Consider the following 24,048-nt stretch of genomic DNA (forward strand, 5'->3'; position numbering starts at 1 on the left):
CCTTGTTTTTATAATTAATATAATTAATTTAAATTAAAACGATTGACAAAATCCCCAAAACTTTCATTTTTAAATTTATTTTTAGACCAAATAAAAATTAAATTATCAATATTATTAAATATTTCTTTTTCATCAATATTTTCACGATAAATTTTAGCAAGTCTTGTTCCGATTACATCCCCTCCTATATATAAATTATATTTTCCAAAAGATTTTCCAATTAAACCAATTTCACTTAATAAAGATCTTCCACAACCATTAGGACAACCTGAAATTCTAAATACAATATTTTCTTCAAAAAGATTATATTTTAATAAAATATTTTCAATTTTTTTTATATATTTTTTTAAAACACGTTCAGATTCTGCCATTGCTAAAGGACAAGTAGGAAAAGAAACACAAGCCATAGAATTTTGTTTTAACATACTATTATTTTTATTTAAATTATAAATATCAATAATATTTTCAATTTTTTTTTTAACTTTACTATCAATATCACAAATAATTAAATTTTGATTTGCAGTTAAACGAAAAAAACCTTTATGTATTAAAGAAATCTTATATAATGCAGTTTTTATTTTATTATTTTTTTTATTTAAAATACGACCATTTGGTACAAATAAAGTAAAATTCCATTTATTATTTATTCCTTTTTTCCAACCTAAAAAATCTCCTCTTTTTGTAATTTTATATTTTTTTATTTTTTTAAACAAAACTCCAGATCTTTTTTCAATTTCTTTTTTAAAAATTTTAAAACCAACACGTGCAATAGTATATCTTAATTTAGCATTCTTTCTATTTGTTCTGTTCCCCCAATCTCTTTGTATAGAAACAACTGATTCTGCAATAGATAATATATTTTTTATATCAAAATAACCAAATTCAATAGCACATGAAGGCCAAGTTAAATTATTTCCATGCTCAATAGATAAACCACCACCTAATAATAAATTAAAACCTACAAGATCATTATTATTATTTTTTATAGCAATAAAAACCATATCATTTGCATTAATATCAACATCATTTTCAGGAGGTATCATAATTGCAGTTTTAAATTTTCTTGGTAAATAAGTATTACCTAAAATAGGCTCATTATCAGAACTTAAAATTTTTTTTTGATCTAACCATACTTCAGCATAAGCACGAGTTTTAGGTAATAAATGTTCTGAAAGTTTAACTGCTATTTTATAAACTTGTTGATGTAATTTAGATATATCTGGATTAGAAGTACATAAAACATTTCTATTAACATCATTAGCAGTAGCTATAGAATCTAAACCAATATTATTTAAAATATTATGTAATAATTTTAGATCTTTTTTAAAAATTCCATGTAATTGAAAAGTTTGTCGATTAGTTAATCTTATATTTCCATATATAGTATATTTTTCAGAAAAAAAATGAATTTTTAACCATTGTTTAGAAGTAATAACACCACCAGGTAATCTACAACGTAACATCATAGAATATTTTGGTTCTAATTTTTGTTCTATTCTTTCTCTTCTAATATCACGATCATCTTGTTGATACATTCCATGAAATCTTATTAAAGAATAATTATCACCAAGAAATCCATTAGTTATTGTATTATTAAGATCTTTAACAATAGTTCCCCTAAGATAATTACTTCTTTTTTTAATTTTTTCTTCTTTAGTTAATTTTCCAATAACTTGAAATTTTTTTTTATTTCTTTTCATTTTAATATATATCTCTTTGATAACGTTTTTTATTTTTTAATTTATTTAAATAATTACAAGCTTGATCAAAATTCATTTTTCCATAAATAATAAATATATTTAATAAAGATTTTTCTACTTCTTTAGCCATTTTTTGAGCATTACCACAAATATAAATATAAGATCCTTTTTTAATCCATTTCCACAATATTTTTCCACGATAATCAATTTTTTGTTGTATATATTTTTCTTTATTATTTAAATCTCTTGACCAAGTTAAATCAATTTTTGTTAAAAAACCTAAATCATAATATTTTTGCCATTCTAATTGATATAAAAAATCTTCCGTAAAAGATTGATTCCCAAAAAATAACCAATTTTTTCCTTTTGCATTTCTAAAAAATCTTTCTTGCATAAAAGATCGAAAAGGTGCAATTCCTGTTCCTGCTCCTACCATAATAATAGAAGCATTATCATCTTTTGGTAAACGAAAATTATCATTTTCAACAATATAAATTTTTATTTTTTTTTCTTGTAATAAATTAGATAAATAAAAAGAAGATCCTCCAAATCTTAAAAAATTCTCATAAATATATTTAACTAAACTTACAGTAATATGTATTTCATTATCTGATTCCGATTGTGAAGAAGAAATAGAATATAAACGAGGAGTTAAAGGTCTTAAAATACACAATAATTTTTCTGCAGTTATGTTAATTGGAAAATAACGAATCATATCTATAATTGGTGTATATCTAGAATATTTTTTCAACTTCAAAATATTAGATTTTAAAGTATTAATAATAAAATTATTTTTAATATATTTAAAATATTTTTTTGTTACATTAAAATTATTTACTGTTAATTCATATTTTTTTTTTAATAATAAAAAAATTTTTATTTTTTTATTTTTATAAACAACTAAATCATTTTTAGAAATATTTAATAAATTTAAAATTTTTAAAATTAAAGAAGAATCATTTTCAAACCATACACCTAATGCATCTCCAGGTGAATATTTTATATTAGAATTCATTAAATCAATTTCTATATGATAAATATCTTTTTTAGAATTTCTTCCAGTAATTTTTTGATTAATTAATACATTTGCTTTAAAAGGATTGTTTTTTGTATATTTATTTAATATAATTTTATTATTATTCAAAGAAAAATTATTTTTAAAATTAAAATTTTTACTTTTTTTTTTTATTATTTTTAATATTTTATTCATCCAATTATTAAAAATATCTTTATAATCTATATCTGCATCAACTCTCGGTAATAATGAAATACCTCCTAATTTTGAAAAACGAGAATCAAAATCTTTTCCAGCTTTACAAAAATATTCATAAGATTTATCCCCTAATCCAAAAACACTATAATAAAAATTATTTAATTTTTTTATTTTATTAGAAAATAAATATTTATAAAAAGAAAAAGCGTTATCTGGAACTTCTCCTTCTCCATGCGTTGAAATAATTAATATAAAAAAATTTTCATTAACAATATTTCTGAATTTATATTCATAAACATTAAACAATTTAACTGAAATTTTTAAATTTAAAAATTTTTTATATAATTTTTCTGCTAATAAACGAGAATTTCCTGTTTGTGAAGCATACATTATAATTATATTACATGTTTCATTTACAATACTATTATTTTTATCATTGATTTTATTAGAAAAACCCCATAAATATCCAGAAATCCAAGAAATTTCATTATTAGATAGATTATTCGTTATATTATCTAAAATTTTCATTTTTTCTTTACTTAAAGGATAAAAATTATTACAAATGAATTTATCTTTCATTATACTTATTCCTTATTATAAAAAAAAAAAAAAATAAATATAAATTATATATTTAAATTATATAATCTTAAAAAAATAATTATTTTATAATTAAATATAATAATAAATTTAAATATGAATAAAAAATATACAATATTAATTGATGGTCACTCTTATTTATATCGATCTTATTATGCACTTTCACATATAAAAAACAAAAAAAATGAATATTCAGGAGCAATATATGGTTTTATAAAAATGATAAATTTAATTATAAAAAATTATAATCCTAAAAAAATATTAATAATATTTGATTCTAAAAAAAAAAAAAATTTTAGAAAAAAAATATTTAAAAAATATAAATCTAATAGAAAAAAAATGCCAAAAAAATTAATACAACAATTCAAAAAATTATGTAAAATTCTTACTTATTTTAGAATACAAATAATTATTTTACCTAATACAGAAGCAGATGACATCATAGGAACTATTACAAAAAAAGAAAAAAAAAAAAATAAAATATTAATTATAAGTAATGATAAAGATTTCATGCAATTAGTAAATAAAAAAATAAAAATAATTCGAAATTTTAAAAAAAAACCAATTAATATTAAAAAAGTAATAAAAATATATGGAGTAAAACCAAAATCCATCATTGATTTATTTGCTTTAATAGGAGATAAAGCAGATAATATACCAGGTATAAAAGGAATAGGTAAAAAAAAAGCATTATTTATTTTAAAAAAATTCAATTCATTAAATTATATATATAAAAAAAAAAAAAAAATTAAAAAATTAAAATGTAAAAAAACTATAAAAATAATAAAAAAAATAATAAAAAATAAAAAAAAAATAAAACTATTTAAAAAATTAATAAAAATTAAAAAAAATATAAAATTTAAAATAAAAATAAAAAAATTTAAAATATCTAATATTTTAATAAAAAAAATTAAAAAAATATTTAAATATTACAATTTTAAAACATGGGTGAAACAAATAAATAATAAAACATGGCTTAAAAAAAAAATTAACAAAATTAAAAAAAAATAAAATTAAACCAAGATAATATTTTTTTTCTTAATAATATTATATTTTCTTTATTACAAAAAAAAATAATAATTTTATTTTTAATTTTTTTAATATTTAAAAAATATTTTTTTACATAAATATTTTTTTTTTTTATTTCTTCAAAAGATAATTTATCAGCTTTAGTTAATAAAATAACAAAAGGAATTTTTTTTTTAATAATAATATTTAAAAATATTTTATCATTTTTTTTTAACGGATTTCTAATATCCATTAAAAAAACTAAACCAATTAATTGTTTTCTATAATTTACATAATCAAAAATTAATTTATTACATATATTTTTTTGTAATTTAGATTTCTTAGAATAACCATAACCAGGAAGATCTACTAAAAAAAAATTATTTAATACTTTAAATAAATTAATCATAGTTGTACTACCAGGTTTTTTACTAATTATAGATAATTTATTATTTTCTGTTATAATATTAATTAAAGTAGATTTACCTACATTAGAAGAACCAAAAAATGCAATTTCAATATTTTTACAAATTTCATTTCTATTAATATAAGAAATACTTTTATAAAAAAAAGTATTATTAAAATTTTTTATTAACATAATCATTTCCAAAATAAAAAATAATTTTATATATTAAATTATATAAAAAAATATATTTTAAAAAAAACAAAATAAAAAAAAATATAAAATAAAAGAGAAAATATGAATAAATATGTAAGAAATATAGCAATTATTGCACATGTTGATCATGGAAAAACAACATTAATAAATCAATTACTTAAACAATCTGGAATGTTTAAAAAACATAAAAAAATACAAGAACGAATTATGGATTCTCATGATTTAGAAAAAGAAAGAGGAATTACAATATTTTCTAAAATAACTTCAATAAAATATAAAAAATATCATATAAATATAATAGATACTCCAGGTCATGCAGATTTTGGTGGAGAAGTAGAAAGAATATTATCAATGGTAGATTCAGTATTATTAATAGTAGATGCTCAAGAAGGACCAATGCCACAAACAAGATTTGTTACACAAAAAGCATTTTTACACAACATCAAACCAATTGTAGTTATTAATAAAATAGATAAAAAAAATTCTAGACCAAATTGGGTAATTGATAAAATATTTGATTTATTTGTTGATCTTAACGCTACAGATAAACAATTAGATTTTCCTATTATTTACACTTCTGCAATATTAGGTACAGCAGGAAATGAATATAAAAATATGAAAAAAAATATTAAACCTTTATATAAATTTATAATAAAAAACACCCCAAAACCAAAACATAAAAAATCAAAATTATTACAAATGCAAATTTCACAATTAGACTATAGTAAATATTTAGGTATTATTGGAATTGGAAAAATTAAAAAAGGAATAATAAAAAAAAATCAAAATGTTAAAATAATAACAAAAAAAAAAAAAATATATCAAGGAAAAATAAATAAGATATTATATTTTTGTGGTTTAAAAAAAAAAGAAATAAAAAAAGCTAAAGCAGGAGATATTATAGCAATAACTGGAATAAATAAATTAAAAATATCAGATACCATATGTGATCCTAACAAAATTAAATCATTACCAAAATTAAAAGTTGAAAAACCAACTGTAAAAATGTTATTTTCAGTAAATTCTTCACCATTTTGTGCAAAAGAAGGAAAATATATCAACGCAAGAAATATTTATGAAAGATTAAAAAAAGAAAGTATACACAATGTTTCTTTAAAAATTAAAAAAACAAAAAATAATAATACTTTTTCAGTGTCAGGAAGAGGAGAATTACATTTATCAATATTAATAGAAAATATGAGAAGAGAAGGATTTGAATTAGAAGTATCTAGACCAAAAATAATTTTTAGAAAAAAAAAACAAGAAAAACAAGAACCTTATGAAAATATATTAATAGATATAAAAAAAGAACATCAAGGTACAATTATAAAAAATATTGGAATTAGAAAAGGAAAATTAAAAAATTTAAATATAGATAAAAATAAAAGAGTTCAATTAGAATATTTAATTACAAGTAGAGCATTAATTGGATTTAGAAACGAATTTTTAAATATAACTTCTGGAACAGGATTATTTTATTCAGCTTTTAGTCATTATGAAAAAAAAGAAAAAAAAATAATAGGACAAAGAAAAAACGGAGTATTAATATCTAATAGTACAGGAAAAGCATTAGCATATGCAATTTATCATTTACAAAATAAAGGAATATTATTTATTACACATGGAGAAAAAATATATGAAGGACAAATAATTGGTTTACATAATAGAAATAATGATTTAACTGTAAATTGTATAACAGGTAAAAAATTAACCAATATGAGAGCTTCAGGAACAGATGAATCTATAATATTAACACCTTGCAATAAAATGAATTTAGAAACATCAATTGATTTTATTAATGATGATGAATTAATAGAAATTACTCCAAAATCTATACGTTTAAGAAAAAAATTTCTTAAAGAAAATCAAAGAAAAAAAAATAAATCTTAAATATTTTTGAAAAAATTTTTAAAAATATTTTTTTGTTTTTTAAAACGTAATCGTTCTGAAAATATAATACTACATAAATTTATCACAGATAATTCAAAATTATCATTAATAATTAAATAATCATATTTATAATAATGAATCATGTCTAATGACAAATTTTTAATACGATTATAAATATTTTTTTTTGTATCTTGATTTCTTTTATTTAACCTTTTATATAATTCTTTTTTTGATGGAGGTAAAATAGCTATACGTTTAATTTTATATATAGAATTTAAAATTTTATTAGCTCCATTAAAATCTATATTTAATAAAACATCTTTTCCTTGAAATAAAATTTTATTAATTAATTTATTTGATGTTCCATAATAATTATCAAAAACTTTTTCATATTCTAAAAATTCTTTTTTTTTTTTCATATTAAAAAATTTTTTTTTAGAAATAAAATGATAATGATAACCATTAAATTCCCCAGGTCTCATAACTCTTGTTGTAAATGATATAGATCTTTGAATATTTTTTAAAAATTTATATTTTAAAACAGCTTTAATCAAACTAGATTTACCTGCTCCGCTAGGAGCAGAGATAATAAACAACATTCCATTATTCATATTATTTTATAACTAAAAATTTTATTTTTTTATTTTTATATAATATCAAATTATCATATATAAAAAATTTTTTATTTAATATTATTTGTATCCATATAAATTTTTTATCAATATTTACAATAGATAAAATTTTTCCATAAATAATTTTATTTTCAAAATTTTTAAAAATTATTTCATCTGTTAAATATTTAAAAATATTTTTTTCATTCAAACATTGTAAAAGATATAAATATTTATTATTTAATTTTTTAAATTTTATTTTAGTAATAGCTTCTTGCCCTAAATAACAACCTTTTTTTTTATCAATTTTTAAATTTAAAGATTGTATAAAAAATTTATTTATATTATAAATATCTATAATTGGAACATTAGATTCCATTTCTAAAGCCATCCATTGATTACTATTTACTATTGAAAAAATATTAAATATTTTTTTAAAAAATTTTATTTGCGAATAATGAATAATAAATAAAAATCTTTCTTTAGGTTTTTTAAACCAAAAAATAGTAATTTTTTTATAATATATTATTTTATTTTTTTTATCAGGTAAAAATTTAAAAAACTTTAATAAAAATAATTTTATATTTCTTCCAACAAATCCAAAAAGAAGCATTTTTTTTTTATGTAAAATATTTACTTTAGAAAAAATAGAATATTTCTTTAATTCTTGAATATGAAAAGATAAAATATTTTTACGAATAATATAAAAAAATTTTTTTTTATAATAATATAAATATAAATTTGTTAAAACTTTCCCATAAATATTACAATGCGAACAATGTATATATTTATTTTTAACAATAGAATATATATTACAAGTAAATTGATTTTGTAAATATTTTTTAGAATCTTTACCATAAACACTAACAATAACCCATTCATTCATATTAATTAAAGATATAGATAATTTTTTAGAAGAAAAAAAATTTTTTTTTGAAAAAAATAATTTATTCATATATAACCAAAATTTTATTTTAAAATAAAATAATAGAGAAAAAATAAAATGTTATCAATAAAAAAATTTAAAAAAAAAATAAATAAATACGAAATAAAAAATAAAAAAATAAAAAAAATATTAGAATATAATAAAAAAAAAAAAAAAATAAAAAAAATAAATATAAAATTAAAAAAACCAAAAAATTGGATATATAATAAAATAAATAAACTAAAAAAAAAAAAAAAAAAAATAAAAACAATAATAAAAAAAATAAAAAAAATAAATAAAATAATAAAAAATAATAAAAAAATAATAAAAACTTTTATAAAAAAAAAAAAAAAAAATTATAAAAATAAAATTAAAAAAAAAATAAAAATAATTAAAAAAAAAATTAAAAAAATAGAAATATATACTTTATTTAAAAAAAAAAATGATTATTCTAATTGTTATATAGATATAAAAGCAGGATCCGGAGGAATAGATGCACAAGATTGGTCAAAAATGTTATTTAAAATGTATATAAAATGGGCTGAAAAAAAAAATTTTAAAATAAAAATAATCAATAAAAATTTAGGAGATATTACAGGTATAAAATCAGCAACTATAAAAATATCAGGACCTTATGCTTTTGGTTGGGCTAAAACAGAAACCGGAATACATAGATTAGTAAGAAAAAGCCCATTTACTTCAGGAAATAAAAGACACACATCTTTTAGTTCTATCTTTGTTTATCCAACAATAAAAAAAAATATAAATATATTAATAAAAAAATCAGAACTAAAAATTGATTTTTATAAATCATCAGGTTCTGGAGGTCAACATGTCAATAAAACAGAATCAGCAGTAAGAATAACACATATTCCTACAAAAACAGTAACACAATGTCAAAACGAAAGATCACAACATAAAAATAAAAAAACAGCTTTAAAACAAATGAAAGCAAAATTATACAATATAAAATTTAAAAAAAAAAAAATAAAAAAAAAAAAAAAAAATAAAAAAAAACCAAAAATAAGATGGGGAAATCAAATACGTTCTTATATATTAGATAATAATATTATAAAAGATTTAAGAACAGGAATAGAAATTAAAAAAATTCAAAATGTATTAAACGGAGAATTAGATTTATTTATTAAAAAAAATTTAAAAATTAAAAATAAGAAAAATTATGAAAAATAAAAATATAAAAAAAAAAATTTTTTCCTTTCCTAATAATTTTAAAATTAATTATACAATATATCAAATCAATAAAAATTTTAAAAAAAAAAAAAAAAAAGAATTAAAAAAAATAAACATAAAAATAAAAACAGCTGGAAGAATAATACATAAAAGAACTATGGGAAAAGCAATGTTTATTATAATAAATAATATAGATGGAAAAATACAATTATATATAAAATTAAACAATTTATTAAATAAAAAAAAATATAAAAAAATAAAAAAATTAAATTTAGGTGATATAATTGGAGCAAAAGGAAAAATATTTAAAACTAAAACAAAAGAACTTTCTATAAATTGTATAAAAATAATTTTATTAAATAAAGCAATAAAACAATTACCAAATAAATTTCACGGTTTAATAAATCAAGAAAAAAGATATAGAAAAAGATATTTAGATATTATTACAAACAAAAAAATTAAAAAAATATTTAAAACTCGTTCAAAAATATTAATGTATATAAGAAAATTTATGAATTTAAATGATTTTATTGAAGTAGAAACTCCCATGCTTCAAAATATCCCTAGTGGAGCATCTGCAAAACCATTTAAAACTTATCATAATAAATTAAATACAAATATGTTTTTAAGAATTTCTCCAGAATTACATTTAAAAAAATTAATTATTGGAGGATTTGAAAAAATATTTGAAATTAATAGAAATTTTAGAAATGAAGGAATATCTACAAAACACAATCCAGAATTTACCATGATGGAATTATACATGGCTTATTGTGATTATAATGATTTAATGAAAATAACTGAAAAATTATTAAAATTTTTATGTTTAAAAATTTATAATAATACTAATATTAAATATAAAAAAAATATCTTTAATTTTAATAAACCATTCAAAAAAATATCTATGATTAACGCAATTATAAAATTCAACCCACAATGGAAATTAAAAAATTTTAAAAATTTAAAAAAATTAAAAAAAATAACAAAAAATCTAAATATTAAAATAAATAAAAAAAGCAAAAAAGGAAAAATAATAACAAAAATATTTGAAATAACAACCGAAAAAAAAATAATAAAACCTACATTTATAAAAAAATATCCTATTGAAGTTTCTCCATTAGCAAGAAAAAATAATAAAAATCCAAATTTAACAGATCGTTTTGAATTATTTATCGGAGGTTTAGAAATAGGAAATGGTTTTTCAGAATTAAATGACGCAATAGAACAAAAAAAAAGATTTTCAAAAAAAAACAAAAATTATGACAAAGAATATATAAAAGCAATGAAATACGGATTACCTCCAACAGCAGGTTTAGGAATAGGAATTGATAGATTAATTATGATATTAACAAATCAAAAAAGCATAAGAGAAGTAATTTTATTTCCAACATTAAAAAAAAAATAATATAATATTAAAAAATATATAATAAAAAAAAATTTAAAATAACTATGAAAATAAAAAAAAAAAAAATATTAAAAATAATTAAAAAAAACAAAACTCCAATATGGATTTATAACTGGAATATAATTAAAAATAAAATAAAATTATTAAAAAATTTTGATACAGTAAGATACGCACAAAAAGCACTTTCAAATATAAATATTTTAATTTTAATGAAAAAAATAGGATTAAAAATAGATGCAGTATCTATTGGAGAAATAAAAAGAGGATTATTATCAAAATTTAAAAAAAATGATGAAATTATTTTCACATCTGATGTAATAGATAAAAAAACAATAAAAATAATAATTAAAAACAAAATTACTATAAATGCAGGATCAACAAATATGTTAAAAAAAATTGGAAAAAAATCTATCAATCATAAAATTTGGATAAGAATAAACCCTGGATTTGGAAATGGTCATAATAAAAAAACAAATACTGGAGGAAAAAATAGCAAACATGGAATATGGAATATTAAAAAAGCAATAAAAAATATTAAAAAATATAAATTAAATTTACAAGGATTACATATACATATCGGATCTGGAGCAGATTATAATCATTTAAAAAAAGTATGTATAGCAATGATAAAAAATATTATAAAAATTAACATAACAATAAAATCAATATCTACAGGAGGAGGATTACCTATACCATACAAAAAATATGAAAAAAAAATAAACATTAATAAATATTTTAATATTTGGAACAATACAAGAAATTATATATCTTCATACTTAGGAAAAAAAATAAAATTAGAAATAGAACCAGGAAGATTTTTAGTAGCTGAATCTGGAATATTAATTACAAAAATAAATACAATTAAAAAAATAAATAATAAAAAATTTATTTTAATAAATGCAGGATTTAATGACTTTATTAGGCCTTGTATGTATGGAAGTTATCATAAAATATCCATAATCAATAAAAAAAATAAAAAAAATAAAAAATATATAAAAAAAAAAAAAAAATTTATCATTGGAGGTCCAATATGTGAATCAGGAGATATATTTACACAAAATAAAAATGGAAATATAAAAACAAGAAAATTAAAAAAAATTAAAATTGGGGATTATTTAATTTTTCATAACACTGGAGCTTATGGATCTTCTATGTCTTCCAATTATAATACAAGACCTTTAATTAAAGAAATTTTATTAAAAAATAAAAAAATATATATAATAAGAAAAAAACAAAAAATAAAAGATATTTTAAAGTTAGAAAAAAAAATATTTTAAAAACATAATTCTATAAAAATATGAGGATATATGAAAGTTTATTTAAAATTACTTAAAAAAATTTTATATAAAGGAAATTATAAAAAAGATAGAACTGGAATAGGTGTAAAATCTATTTTTGGAGAACAATTAAAAATAAATTTAAACAAAGGATTTCCATTATTAACCACTAAACAATGTCATATACCTTCTATTATTTATGAATTATTATGGTTCTTAAAAGGAAAAACAAATATAAAATATTTAAATAAAAAAAAAATAAAAATTTGGAATTATTGGGCTAATAAAAAAGGAGAATTAGGTCCAATATATGGAAAACAATGGAGAAAATGGGAAACAAAACAAGGAAAAAAAATAGATCAAATTAAAAATATAATAAAATTATTAAAAAAAAATCCAAATTCAAGAAGAATGATTGTTTCCTCTTGGAATGTTGGAGAAATAAAATATATGAAATTGCCTCCATGTCATGTTTTATTTCAATTATATGTTAATAAAAAAAAACTATATTGTCAAATATATCAAAGATCTTGTGATGCTTTTTTAGGACTTCCTTTTAATATAGCAAGTTATGCATTCTTAATGCATATGATTGCACAACAATGTAATTTAAATTTAGGAAAATTAATTTGGACAGGTGGAGACATCCATTTATATAATAATCATATAAAATTAGCAAAAAAACAAATATTAAGAAAACCGAGAAAACTTCCAAAATTGATTATAAAAAAAAAACCTTCTTCTATATTTTTATATAAATTTAAATATTTTAACATTATAAATTATGATCCTCATGATAAAATAAAAGCTAAAATTGCAATATAAATATGAAAAAAAATAAAAAAAAATAAATATAAGAGTGATATAATGCATAAAAAAATATATATTAAAACATGGGGTTGTCAAATGAATGAATATGACTCCAATATTATTTTAAATAACTTTAAAAAAAAAAAATATAAAATTACTAAACACCCAAAAAAAGCAAATATATTAATATTAAATACTTGTTCAATACGAGAAAAATCACAAGAAAAAATTTTTCATCAATTAGGAAGATGGAAAAAATTTAAAAAAAAAAAAAATATTATAATAGCTTTAGGAGGATGTGTAGCAAAACAAGAAGGAAAGAAAATATATAAAAGAGCAAATTACATTGATATTATTTTTGGTCCAAGAAATATTCATAAATTAAATAAAATGATTGATTTAGTATTAAAAAAAAAAAAAAAAATAATAAAAATAAATTCTAAATCAATAAAAAAATTTAAAACATATTCAAATATTAAACATAAAAAAAAAATTTCACAAATATCTATAATGGAAGGATGTAATAAATATTGTTCATTTTGTGTTGTTCCTTATACTAGAGGAAAAGAAATAAGCAGACCACATAATGAAATTATAAAAGAAATTTTATATTTAACTAAAAAAGGAACCAAAGAAATAATATTATTAGGACAAAATGTTAATGCTTATAATAATACATTTAATAATAATCAATATAAATTTGATAAATTATTAATTAATATTTCAAAAATTAAAAAAATAAAAAGAATAAGATTTATTACTAGTCATCCTATTGAATTAAATAACAAAATAATAAATGTTTATAAAAAAACAAATAAATTATCTAATTTTTTACATCTTCCAGTACAAAGCGGTTCAAATTATATATTAAAAAAAATGAAAAGAATATATAATATAAAATATTATAAAAAAAAAATTAAAAATTTATTATCAATTAGACCAAATATACAAATAAGTTCTGATTTTATTACTAATTTTCCAGGAGAAAAAAAAAAACACTTTTTAAAAACAATAAATTTAATTAAAAAAATAAATTTTGATTATAGTTATAGCTTTATATATTCCCCAAGACCTAAAACTAAATCATTTAATACTATAAAAAAAAAAAAAAAAATTTCAAAAAAAAGATTATATAAAATACAAAATCAAATAAAGAAACAAACAAAAAAATGGACAAATAATATGATTGGAACAATACAAAGAATATTAATAATAGGAATTTCCAATAATAATATTATGCAATTATATGGAATAACAGATAATAATAGAAAAATAAATTTTTTTGGTAATAATAAAATAATTGGAAAAATAAAAAAAATAAAAATAATAAAAATTAACAAAAACAAATTATTTGGAATATTAATTAAATAATATATTAAAAAACTATATTATAAAATAAAATTATGTTATAATTTTATAAAAATAATTTTTAATAAAATAAAATGAAAAAAATAATTATAGATATAATAAATAAAAAAAAATTAAAAATAAAAATATAATAAAATGGATAAAACCAATATTAAATCCAAAAATAATTAATAAATTGACTATAAAAACAGTAAATAAAAAAGAAATATATAATTTAAATTTAATTTATAAAAAAAAACCTTGTTATACAAATATATTATCCTTCCCTTGTAATTCATTCATTAATAATAATATATTATTATTAGGAGATTTAATTATATGTAATGAAATTATAAAAAAAGAAGCTATAAAACAAAAAAAAAAAATAAAAGCACATTATGCTCATATTATTATACATGGAACTTTACATCTATTAGGATATAAACATAATAATATAAAAAATAAAAAAATAATGGAATCTATAGAAATTAAAACATTAAATTTTTTAAATTTTCCTAATCCATATTTATTTTAAATAATATTTTATTATTTATTATAAATNAAATTTACATTTTATTAACATATTTAAAATATTATGAATAATGATGTAGCAAAAAAATTTTTTCAATTTAATAAAAAAAATTTTTTTTTAAATTTTTTTAAATATTTATTTAATAATAAACCTAAAAATAAAATAAAATTTTTATACTTAATAAAAAAAGCAAAAAAAAAATCTTTAATCGATAATGAATCTTACAATATGATTAAAGGTGTTATAAAAATTAAAAAAAAAATAATAAAAGATGTAATGGTACCAAAACCAAAGATGGTTACATTAAAAATAAATTACAATTTAGAAAGTTGTTTAAATATAATTATTAATTCTTCACATTCAAGATTTCCAGTAATGAGTAAAGATTCTAATTATGTAGAAGGATTTTTAATAGCAAAAGATTTATTACCTTTTATTCAAAATAAAAAAAAAAAAATATTTTCTATTAAAAATATAATAAGACCTACATTATTTGTTCCAGAAAGTAAATATTTAAATTATATGTTAAAAGATTTTCGTGTTAAAAGAAATCATATGGCAATAGTAATTGATGAATTTGGAATTATTTCTGGATTAATTACTATAGAAGATATTTTAGAAATAATTGTAGGAACCATTGAAGATGAATATGATTATAATATAAAAAATAAAAACATAAAAAAAATAAATAATAATACTTTTTTAATAAAACCATTAACTACAATAAAAGAATTTAATAAAAATTTTAATACAAAATTTAATAATAAAAAAATCGAAACTATAGGAGGATTAATTATGAAAAAATTTAAAAGATTACCAATAAAAGGAGAATTTGTTTTTATTAATAATTATAAATTTAAAATAATTTCTTCAAATAATAGAAAAATAATAACAATATTATTAAAAATAACTAAATAAATTATATTAAATTTTAAAAAGAAAAAAAATAAAAACGATTAATTTTAAAATATGAAAAAAATATATTTACCTAATAAAATTGAAAAATATGTACAAAAATACTGGAAAAAAGAAAAAACTTTTGAAGTAAAAGAAAATAAAAAAAAAAAAAAATATTATTGCGTAGCAATGTTACCTTACCCTTCTGGAAATTTACATATGGGTCATGTAAGAAATTATACAATAAGTGATGTTATTTCAAGATATCAAAGAATGTTACAAAAAAATGTTTTACAACCAATGGGATGGGATGCTTTTGGTTTACCAGCAGAAGAAGCTTCTATTCAAAATAAAACAACACCAAAAAAATGGACAAAAAAAAATATAAAAAAAATGAAAAAACAACTTCAATTATTAGGTTTTAGTTATGATTGGAGTAGAGAAATTACTACATGTAAATCAAAATATTATAAATGGGAACAATGGTTTTTTATAAAATTATATAAAAAAAAATTAGTTTATAAAAAAAAATCCCCTGTAAATTGGTGTGAATATGATAAAACAGTATTAGCTAATGAACAAGTAATAAATGGAAAATGTTGGAGATGTAATAATAGAGTTATAATAAAAATTATTTCTCAATGGTTTATAAAAGTAAAAAAATTTGCAAATAATTTATTAAATGATATAAAAAAACTAAAATATTGGCCTAATAAAATAAAATTAATGCAAAAAAACTGGATTGGAAAATCTAAAGGAACAGAAATTATATTTAAAATAAAAAATTCATCACATAAAATAAAAATATTTACTAAAAAAGCAAATATATTAATAAATTTAAAATATATTTTTTTATCCCCTTTGCATAAAATATCAAAAAAATTTTCCAAAAAAAACATAAAAATTAAAAATTTTATAAAAAAATATTTTAAAAATTACATTTATATAAAAAAAAAAAAAATAAAAATTAAAATTTTTACTAAAAAATTTGCCATTAACCCAATAACAAAAAAAAAAATACAAATATGGATTAATAATAATTTTAATTTTGAAAATAATATTAATGCAAAAATAAAAAAAAATTTAAATAAAAAAAAAAAAAAAAATTTTAAAATAAAAAATTTTAATTATAATAAATTTAAAAATTTTACAAAAATTAAAAAAATATCTTATATTCAAAAAAAATTAAAATTTTTAAAAAAAGGAGGAAAAAAAACTATTTTTAAAATAAAAGATTGGAGTGTATCTAGACAAAGATCTTGGGGAACTCCAATACCTATGGCAAAAATATATAAAACAAACAAAATTATTCCCTTAAAAGAAAAAAATTTACCATTAAAAAAAAAAAAAAAAAATGAAATAGTATTAATTAATAATAAAAAATTAATATTAGAAAATGAAACTTTCGATACATTTTTAGAATCTTCTTGGTATTATATAAGATATACTTGCCCTAATTATAAAAAAAAAATGATACATAAAAAATCAGCAAATTACTGGTTACCTATTGATCAATATATAGGAGGAATTGAACATGCTACTATGCATTTAATATATTTTAGATTATATCATAAATTATTAAATAAATTTAATTTAATTAAATCTAAAGAACCAGCTAAAAAATTATTATGTCAAGGAATGGTATTATCAGATGCATTTTATTATATAAATAAAAAAAATAAAAAAATATGGTTAAATAAAAATTTATTAAAAATTAAAAGAAATAAAAAAGGACAAATAATAAATTTTAAAAGTAAAAAAAAAAAAAAAAAAATTATCCATGCTGGAATGATAAAAATGTCTAAATCTAAACAAAATGGAATTTCTCCAAAAAAAATTATAAAAAAATATGGTTCAGATACAATAAGATTATTTATTATGTTTTCAGCTCCAATAGAATCTTCATTAAAATGGAAAAAAGAAGGAATTAAAGGAATACATAAATTTTTACATAGATTTTGGAATTTTATTTATGAACAAAAATTTAAAATTAAAAATAAAAAAACAAAAAAAACAAAAAAAGAAAAAAAAATTTATATAAAATTACAAAAAATTATTAAAAAAAATTCATTTTATATGAATAAAAAACAAAAATTTCATAATGTTATCTCAGAACTTATTTCTTACGTAAATAAATTAATAAAAATTAAATTACATTTTAAAAAAAATTCCTACTTAATTAAAAAAATAATATTAATTATAATAAAAATGTTTTATCCTTTTATTCCTCATTTCAGTTTTATAATTTGGAAAAATTTAACAAGAAAAAAAAATATTGATTTTGAAACATGGCCCAAAATAAATAAAAAAAAATATTATAAAAATACCAAAAAAATAATTTTTCAAATCAATGGTAAAAAAAAATATATATTAAAAAAAATAAAAAAAACAAAAGGAAAAATAATTAAAAAAATAATAAATATAAAAAAAATTAAAAAAAACATTTTACATAAAAAAATTAAAAAGATAATATATATTAAAAATAAAATATTAAATTTTGTTATATAAAATATTATGATAATTATATTACCTGAAAATATTAAAAATTTTTTTTTAAAAAAAAAAATACCAAATTTATATATATTATTAGGAAAAGAATTATCATTATTAAATTATTGTAAAGAAAAAATTTTTGAAAAATTTAAAAAAAGAAATTTTATTAAAAAAAAAAAAATACAAATAAAAAAAAAAAAAGATATAAAAAAAATATTTTTTATATTATTGCAAAAAAATATATTTTTTAAAAAAATTATCTTAGAAATATATTTCAACAAAAAAAAAGAAAACAAAAAAAAAATATTTAAATATATTAAAAAAATAAAATCTTTAATAAATAAAAACATATTAATTATTATTTATATATTTCAAAAATATGCATTAAATATAATTAAAATAATAAAAAAAAAAAAAATAACAATTATTAATTGCATAAAAATAAATTCAATAAATAAAAAAACATTAATTAAAGAAAAAATAAAAAAATTAAAATTAAATATAAATCAACAATCAAAAAAAATATTAAAAAAATTTTATAAAAAAAATTTACCAGGATTATTTAATATTTTAAATATATTATCCTTAATTTTTAAAAAAAAAAAAATAAAAAAAAAAAATATCTTAAAAATAATATCATACGAACCAAATTATAATGAAAAAAATTTAATAAAAAAAATTTTTTCAAAAAAAATTAAAAAAAGTATTATAATACTTAAAAAAATAAAAAATAAAACAGAAAATCCTATCTTAATTGTAAGATTGATACAAAATAAAATAATAAATATAATTAAAAAAAAAATAAAAAATAATAATATAAAAAAAAAAATATATAAAATATTAAATTTTTTAGCAAAAATAGAAATAAATTATAAAAAACTAAAAAATAAAAATATATGGTTTTTATTAAAAATTTTAATTTTTATGTTTTATTAAAAAAAGGTTTTTAAAACGATGTTATTATATTAACATCATTTTAAAAACGATAAAATTATGAAAAATTATTTAATTAAAAAAAAAGATATATTAAATATAATTGGATCACGTTGCCCAGATTCTATAATAAATATAAGAAATAAAATTAAAAAAATGAAAAAACTAGATTTAGTATTAATTATTTCTGATGATAAAACTACAAAATATGAAATTCCTAAATTTTGTGTATTCATGAAACATAAATTATTATTTGTTAAAAAAAAAAAAAAAAATTTTATATATTTAATACAAAAATAATATTTTATATTAAAAAATTTAAAACTCTTCTTAATGGTTCAGAAGCTCCCCATAATAATTGATCACCAACAGTAAAAGCGGATAAATATTTTTTTCCAATATTTAATTTTCTTATTCTTCCAATAGGTATATTTAAAGTTTCACTAACAGAAATAGGTGTTAATTTAATTTTAGAAGAATTATAATCATTAGAAACAATTTTTACCCATTGATTTTGATTTTTAATAATTTCTTTAATACTAGATATAGATATATCTTTTTTTAATCTAATAGTAAAAGATTGACTATGTGAACGTAAAGAACTAATTCGAACACAAATACCATCTATACAAATATTATTATCTTTAATATTCAATATTTTATTAGTTTCAGATTTCATTTTCCATTCTTCTTTACTTTGCCCATTACTCATTTCTTGATCAATCCAAGGTATAACATTACCAGCTAAAGAAACAGTAAAATTTTTTTTTGGAAAATTTTTTTTTTTTGTCAAAAAAATAAATTTATGCATTATATCTAATATTGAAAAATTATTTTTGATATCTTTTTTTATATATTTAGTTAAATAATTCATTTGAGATAATAATTCTAAAACAGATTTTGCTCCACTTCCAGAAGCAGCTTGATAAGTAGAAACAGAAATCCAATCAATAAGATTCTCTTTAAATAATCCCCCTAAAGCCATCAACATTAAACTTACAGTACAATTTCCACCAACAAAAACTTTAATTCCATTTTCTATAGATTCTTTAATAAATTTTTTATTAATAGGATCTAAAACAATAATACTATTATTATTCATACGTAAATTAGAAGAAGCATCAATCCAATAACCTTTCCAATTACAAGAAACTAATTTAAAAAATATTTCATTTGTATAATCACTTCCTTGACAAGTAATAATTATGTCTAAACTCATTAAAATATCAATATTATAAGCATTTTCAATTAAATAATATTTATTTAAAAAAAAATACTTTTTACCAAATTGACTAGTAGATAAAAATATAGGATTAATTTTATCAAAATCATTTTCTTCACACATTCTTTTTACTAATACTGAACCTACTATCCCTCTCCAACCAACAATTCCTACAAGTTTTTTCATAATTTATAAAATATATTATATTTTTAAAATAACAATAAAAAAAATTAATAAATAAAATTTTACTATGTTTTATAATAATACTCAATAATATTAATATTATATATCATTTATAAAAATTAATTTTTTAAAAAAAAATAAAAAAAATTTAAAATAATTTATCATAAATAAATAATATACTATTTTATATTTAAATAATTCTTTAAATTTAAGGTATTAAAAATGTTAGAATTATGTAATATTGTTTTATTATTAATTTTTATAATGGATCCATTAGGAAATCTTCCAATTTTTGTATCAATATTTAATAAAATTAAAAAAAAAAAAAGAAAATTTATTTTTATAAGAGAAATGATTATAGCTTTAATAACGATGTTAATATTTTTATTTTCTGGAGAAAAAATATTAAAAATATTAAACTTAAATATTGAAACAGTATCAATATCAGGAGGTATAATATTATTTTTAATATCTATAAAAATGATTTTTCCTAATATCACAAAAAAAAAAAAAATAAAAAAAAAAGAAGATCCTTTTTTAGTACCTTTAGCGATACCATTAGTTGCAGGACCTTCCCTTTTAGCAACAATAATAATTTTAACTCAAAAAAACCCTGAAAAATACTTTATTTTAACAATTTCATTATTAATAGCATGGTTAATAAATTTTTTTATTTTATCATTATCCGAAATATTTTTAAAAATATTAGGAACAAAAGGAATAAAAGCTTTAGAAAAATTAATGGGATTTATTTTAATAATGTTATCTGTACAAATGTTTTTAGATGGAATTTATGAATGGTTAAAATTATAAATATTTTTAAAAAAATAAAAATATTTAAAATTATTTTTTAAAAAAAAATATAAAATATAATTAAAATTTAACACAAGGAATAAATTTTGAAAATAATAAATATTAAAAAAATAAATATAAAAAACAAAAAAATATTAATACGAGCAGATTTAAACGTTCCTATAAATAATGAAAAAATAATATCACCATCAAGAATTCTATCTTCTTTAAAAACTATAAAATACGCTTTAAAAAAAAAAGCTAAAGTTATGGTAATGTCTCATCTAGGAAGACCTAAAGAAGGAGAATATAATAAAAAATATTCTTTATTTCCTATTTTTAAATATATAAAAAAAAGAATAAAAAAAACAAAAGTAAAATTTATTAAAAAATATTTTGAAAAAATAAAAATAAAATCCGGAGAATTAGCAATACTAGAAAACGTTAGATTTAACATTGGAGAATCAAAAAACAACAATGAACTTTCCAAAAAATATGCAAAAATTTGTGATATATTTGTTATGGATGCATTCGGAACAGCACATAGAAAACAATCTTCAACTTACGGAGTAAGTAAATTTTCTAAAATTTCATGTGCTGGAATATTATTAAATTCAGAAATAAAATTTTTAAAAAAAGCACTAATAAATCCAAAAAAACCAATGATTTCAATTATTGGGGGTTCAAAAATATCAACAAAATTTACCGCATTAAAAGCATTAGCAAAAATTTCAGATTATGTAATTGTTGGAGGAGGAATAGCAAATACATTTTTAGCAATTAATAATAAAATTGGAAAATCAATACATGAAAAAAAATTTATAAAAGAAGCAAAAAAATTAAAAAAAAAATTTAATATTATTATACCAATAGATTCAAGAATTGGAACTACTTTTAATAAAAAAACAAAATCAAAAATAAAAAAAATTAATAAAATAAAACAAAATGAAGAAATAATGGATTTTGGAGATAAAACAATAAAAATGATTAAACCTATTATTAAAAAAGCAAAAACAATTTTATGGAATGGACCTGTAGGAGTATTTGAATTTCCAAATTTTTGTAAAGGAACAAAATTTATCGCAAAAGAAATTGCAAAAAACAAATATTTTAGCATTGCTGGAGGAGGAGATACAATTGCAGTTATTGAAATGTTTAATATTAAAAAAAAAATTTCATATATTTCCACAGGAGGAGGAGCATTTTTAAAATTTATAGAAGGAAAAATGCCTGGAATTGAAATATTAAAAATTAAAAAAAAATAATTATTAGAGAAAAAAATGAAAAAAAAAATAAATCTTATTAAATCTGGAGTTGTATCAGGAAAAGAAGCAAAAAAAATATATAATTTTGCTAAAAAAAATAAATTAGCTATTCCTGCTATAAATTGTATTAATACAGATTCTATTAATGCAGTTTTAGAAACAGCTTCTTCAATGAGTTCTCCTGTAATAATACAACTTTCATTTTTTGGCGCAAAATTTTTTACAGGAAATGGAATAAAAAAAATAAAAGATAAAAAAAAATCTATATTAGGATCTATTGCAGCAGCAAAATATATTCATTTTATAGCAAAACACTATAATATACCAGTAATATTAAACACAGATCATTGTGACAAATCTTTATTAAATTGGGTAAAAACATTAATTAAAGAAGGAAAAAAATTTTACAAAAAAAATAATTTTCCTTTATTTACCTCACACATGATTGATTTATCAAAAGAAAAATTAAAAAAAAACATAAAAATATGTAAAAAATATTTAAAAAAAATGAAAAAAATAAACATGTTATTAGAAATAGAATTAGGTTGTACTGGAGGAGAAGAAGATGGAATAAATAATACAAATATTAAAAAAAAAAAATTATATACTAATCCAAAAGATGTAAATTACGCTTACAAAAAACTTAAAAAAATTAGTAAAAATTTTATTATAGCTGCTTCATTTGGTAATGTTCATGGAGTATATAAAAATGGAAGTATTAAATTAAATACAAAAATTTTAAAAAAATCACAAAAATATGTACAAAAAAAAAACAATTGTAAAAAAAATCCACTAAATTTTGTATTTCATGGAGGTTCAGGTTCATCAATAAAAGATATAAAAAAATCTATAAAATACGGTGTAGTAAAATTTAATATTGATACTGATATACAATGGGCTACATGGAAAGGAATATTAAAATTTTATAAAAAAAATAAATTTTTTTTACAAAAACAAATAGGAAACCCTGAAGGATTAAATAAACCAAATAAAAAATATTACGATCCAAGAAATTGGATTAGATTAGCTCAAAATTCTATTAAAAAAAATTTAAAAATTTTTTTTAAAAGACTTAATTCATATAATATTTTATAAAATAATTTAATAAAAAAAATAAATAAACCGGAATACATCAAAA

The 24,048-nt window shown here is 16.9% G+C and carries 21 protein-coding genes; 15 read left to right on the plus strand and 6 right to left on the minus strand.

All coding sequences use genetic code 11. From position 1 onward, the window contains the following. Nucleotides 1-23: 23 nt before the first annotated feature. Nucleotides 24-1,700, minus strand: coding sequence for an assimilatory sulfite reductase (NADPH) hemoprotein subunit (cysI, locus tag RJT27_RS01345; RefSeq protein ID WP_343189344.1), 1,677 nt, complete (start codon nt 1,698-1,700; stop codon nt 24-26). 1 nt (nt 1,701) lies between these two features. Continuing rightward, nucleotides 1,702-3,492: an assimilatory sulfite reductase (NADPH) flavoprotein subunit gene (locus RJT27_RS01350; protein ID WP_343189345.1), complete on the minus strand. Its 1,791-nt coding sequence runs from the start codon at nt 3,490-3,492 to the stop codon at nt 1,702-1,704. A 114-nt stretch (nt 3,493-3,606) separates the two neighbouring features. Here RJT27_RS01350 and RJT27_RS01355 point away from each other — a divergent pair, with 114 nt between their 5' ends. Then, entirely contained in the window at nt 3,607-4,521 is a 915-nt protein-coding gene (locus tag RJT27_RS01355; protein WP_343189346.1) for a 5'-3' exonuclease, read from the plus strand. On the opposite strand, the gene yihA is transcribed toward RJT27_RS01355, so the two are convergent. Further along, nucleotides 4,508-5,116: a ribosome biogenesis GTP-binding protein YihA/YsxC gene (gene yihA, locus RJT27_RS01360; RefSeq protein WP_343189347.1), complete on the minus strand. Its 609-nt coding sequence runs from the start codon at nt 5,114-5,116 to the stop codon at nt 4,508-4,510. The two genes, RJT27_RS01355 and yihA, sit on opposite strands and share 14 nt — an antisense overlap. Nucleotides 5,117-5,218: 102 nt before the next feature. Here yihA and typA point away from each other — a divergent pair, with 102 nt between their 5' ends. Next, nucleotides 5,219-7,027 carry a translational GTPase TypA gene (typA, locus tag RJT27_RS01365; RefSeq protein ID WP_343189348.1) on the plus strand — a complete coding sequence of 603 codons (1,809 nt, stop codon included), beginning with the start codon at nt 5,219-5,221 and terminating at the stop codon, nt 7,025-7,027. Here typA and gmk read toward each other — a convergent pair. Together gmk and ygfZ are read right to left on the minus strand one after the other, a co-directional pair. Next, on the minus strand, nt 7,024-7,638 hold the full coding sequence (gene gmk, locus RJT27_RS01370) for a guanylate kinase (RefSeq protein ID WP_343189349.1): 615 nt from the start codon (nt 7,636-7,638) through the stop codon (nt 7,024-7,026). The two genes, typA and gmk, sit on opposite strands and share 4 nt — an antisense overlap. Nucleotide 7,639: 1 nt before the next feature. After that, a complete protein-coding gene (gene ygfZ, locus RJT27_RS01375; protein ID WP_343189350.1) occupies nt 7,640-8,593 on the minus strand; it encodes a tRNA-modifying protein YgfZ in 954 nt (317 codons plus the stop codon). A 48-nt stretch (nt 8,594-8,641) separates the two neighbouring features. Here ygfZ and prfB point away from each other — a divergent pair, with 48 nt between their 5' ends. The 10 genes from prfB (at nt 8,642) to RJT27_RS01425 (ending at nt 19,748) form a co-directional block, all read left to right on the plus strand. Then, the gene (gene prfB, locus RJT27_RS01380; protein WP_343189351.1) at nt 8,642-9,754 is read left to right on the plus strand and encodes a peptide chain release factor 2; all 1,113 of its coding nucleotides are present in this window, start codon (nt 8,642-8,644) and stop codon (nt 9,752-9,754) included. Further along, entirely contained in the window at nt 9,744-11,159 is a 1,416-nt protein-coding gene (lysS, locus tag RJT27_RS01385) for a lysine--tRNA ligase (RefSeq protein WP_343189352.1), read from the plus strand. Before prfB ends, lysS begins: the two co-directional genes overlap by 11 nt. Before the next feature lie 14 nt (nt 11,160-11,173). Then, nucleotides 11,174-12,436, plus strand: coding sequence for a diaminopimelate decarboxylase (gene lysA, locus RJT27_RS01390; protein WP_428994235.1), 1,263 nt, complete (start codon nt 11,174-11,176; stop codon nt 12,434-12,436). Between the two features lie 30 nt (nt 12,437-12,466). After that, complete coding sequence (gene thyA / locus RJT27_RS01395; protein WP_343189353.1) at nt 12,467-13,261, plus strand: thymidylate synthase; 795 nt, start codon at nt 12,467-12,469, stop codon at nt 13,259-13,261. A gap of 42 nt (nt 13,262-13,303) precedes the next feature. After that, nucleotides 13,304-14,617, plus strand: a complete 1,314-nt coding sequence (gene miaB, locus RJT27_RS01400; RefSeq protein ID WP_343189354.1) for a tRNA (N6-isopentenyl adenosine(37)-C2)-methylthiotransferase MiaB — start codon at nt 13,304-13,306, stop codon at nt 14,615-14,617. A gap of 109 nt (nt 14,618-14,726) precedes the next feature. Continuing rightward, entirely contained in the window at nt 14,727-15,128 is a 402-nt protein-coding gene (ybeY, locus tag RJT27_RS01405) for an rRNA maturation RNase YbeY (RefSeq protein ID WP_343189637.1), read from the plus strand. Nucleotides 15,129-15,188: 60 nt separating this feature from the next. Next, nucleotides 15,189-16,043, plus strand: a complete 855-nt coding sequence (locus RJT27_RS01410; RefSeq protein WP_343189355.1) for a transporter associated domain-containing protein — start codon at nt 15,189-15,191, stop codon at nt 16,041-16,043. Nucleotides 16,044-16,094: 51 nt separating this feature from the next. Next, a complete protein-coding gene (locus tag RJT27_RS01415; RefSeq protein ID WP_343189356.1) occupies nt 16,095-18,530 on the plus strand; it encodes a class I tRNA ligase family protein in 2,436 nt (811 codons plus the stop codon). A gap of 6 nt (nt 18,531-18,536) precedes the next feature. After that, nucleotides 18,537-19,451 carry a hypothetical protein gene (locus RJT27_RS01420; RefSeq protein WP_343189357.1) on the plus strand — a complete coding sequence of 305 codons (915 nt, stop codon included), beginning with the start codon at nt 18,537-18,539 and terminating at the stop codon, nt 19,449-19,451. Nucleotides 19,452-19,508: 57 nt separating this feature from the next. Continuing rightward, the gene (locus tag RJT27_RS01425) at nt 19,509-19,748 is read left to right on the plus strand and encodes a sulfurtransferase TusA family protein (protein WP_428994229.1); all 240 of its coding nucleotides are present in this window, start codon (nt 19,509-19,511) and stop codon (nt 19,746-19,748) included. Nucleotides 19,749-19,752: 4 nt separating this feature from the next. Here RJT27_RS01425 and asd read toward each other — a convergent pair whose 3' ends face one another. Beyond that, entirely contained in the window at nt 19,753-20,856 is a 1,104-nt protein-coding gene (gene asd, locus RJT27_RS01430) for an aspartate-semialdehyde dehydrogenase (protein ID WP_343189358.1), read from the minus strand. 219 nt (nt 20,857-21,075) lie between these two features. On the opposite strand from asd, the gene RJT27_RS01435 reads away from it, so the two are divergent. The 3 genes from RJT27_RS01435 to fbaA all read left to right on the plus strand — a co-directional run bounded on the left by RJT27_RS01435 (nt 21,076) and on the right by fbaA (nt 24,005). Next, on the plus strand, nt 21,076-21,666 hold the full coding sequence (locus RJT27_RS01435; RefSeq protein WP_343189359.1) for a YhgN family NAAT transporter: 591 nt from the start codon (nt 21,076-21,078) through the stop codon (nt 21,664-21,666). Nucleotides 21,667-21,752: 86 nt separating this feature from the next. Next, the gene (gene pgk / locus RJT27_RS01440) at nt 21,753-22,910 is read left to right on the plus strand and encodes a phosphoglycerate kinase (protein WP_343189360.1); all 1,158 of its coding nucleotides are present in this window, start codon (nt 21,753-21,755) and stop codon (nt 22,908-22,910) included. Between the two features lie 15 nt (nt 22,911-22,925). Next, nucleotides 22,926-24,005: a class II fructose-bisphosphate aldolase gene (gene fbaA, locus RJT27_RS01445; RefSeq protein ID WP_343189361.1), complete on the plus strand. Its 1,080-nt coding sequence runs from the start codon at nt 22,926-22,928 to the stop codon at nt 24,003-24,005. The last annotated feature ends 43 nt before the right edge of the window (nt 24,006-24,048 follow it).

Source organism: Buchnera aphidicola (Greenidea ficicola) (assembly GCF_039386055.1).
GTDB lineage: Bacteria > Pseudomonadota > Gammaproteobacteria > Enterobacterales > Enterobacteriaceae > Buchnera_K > Buchnera_K aphidicola_A.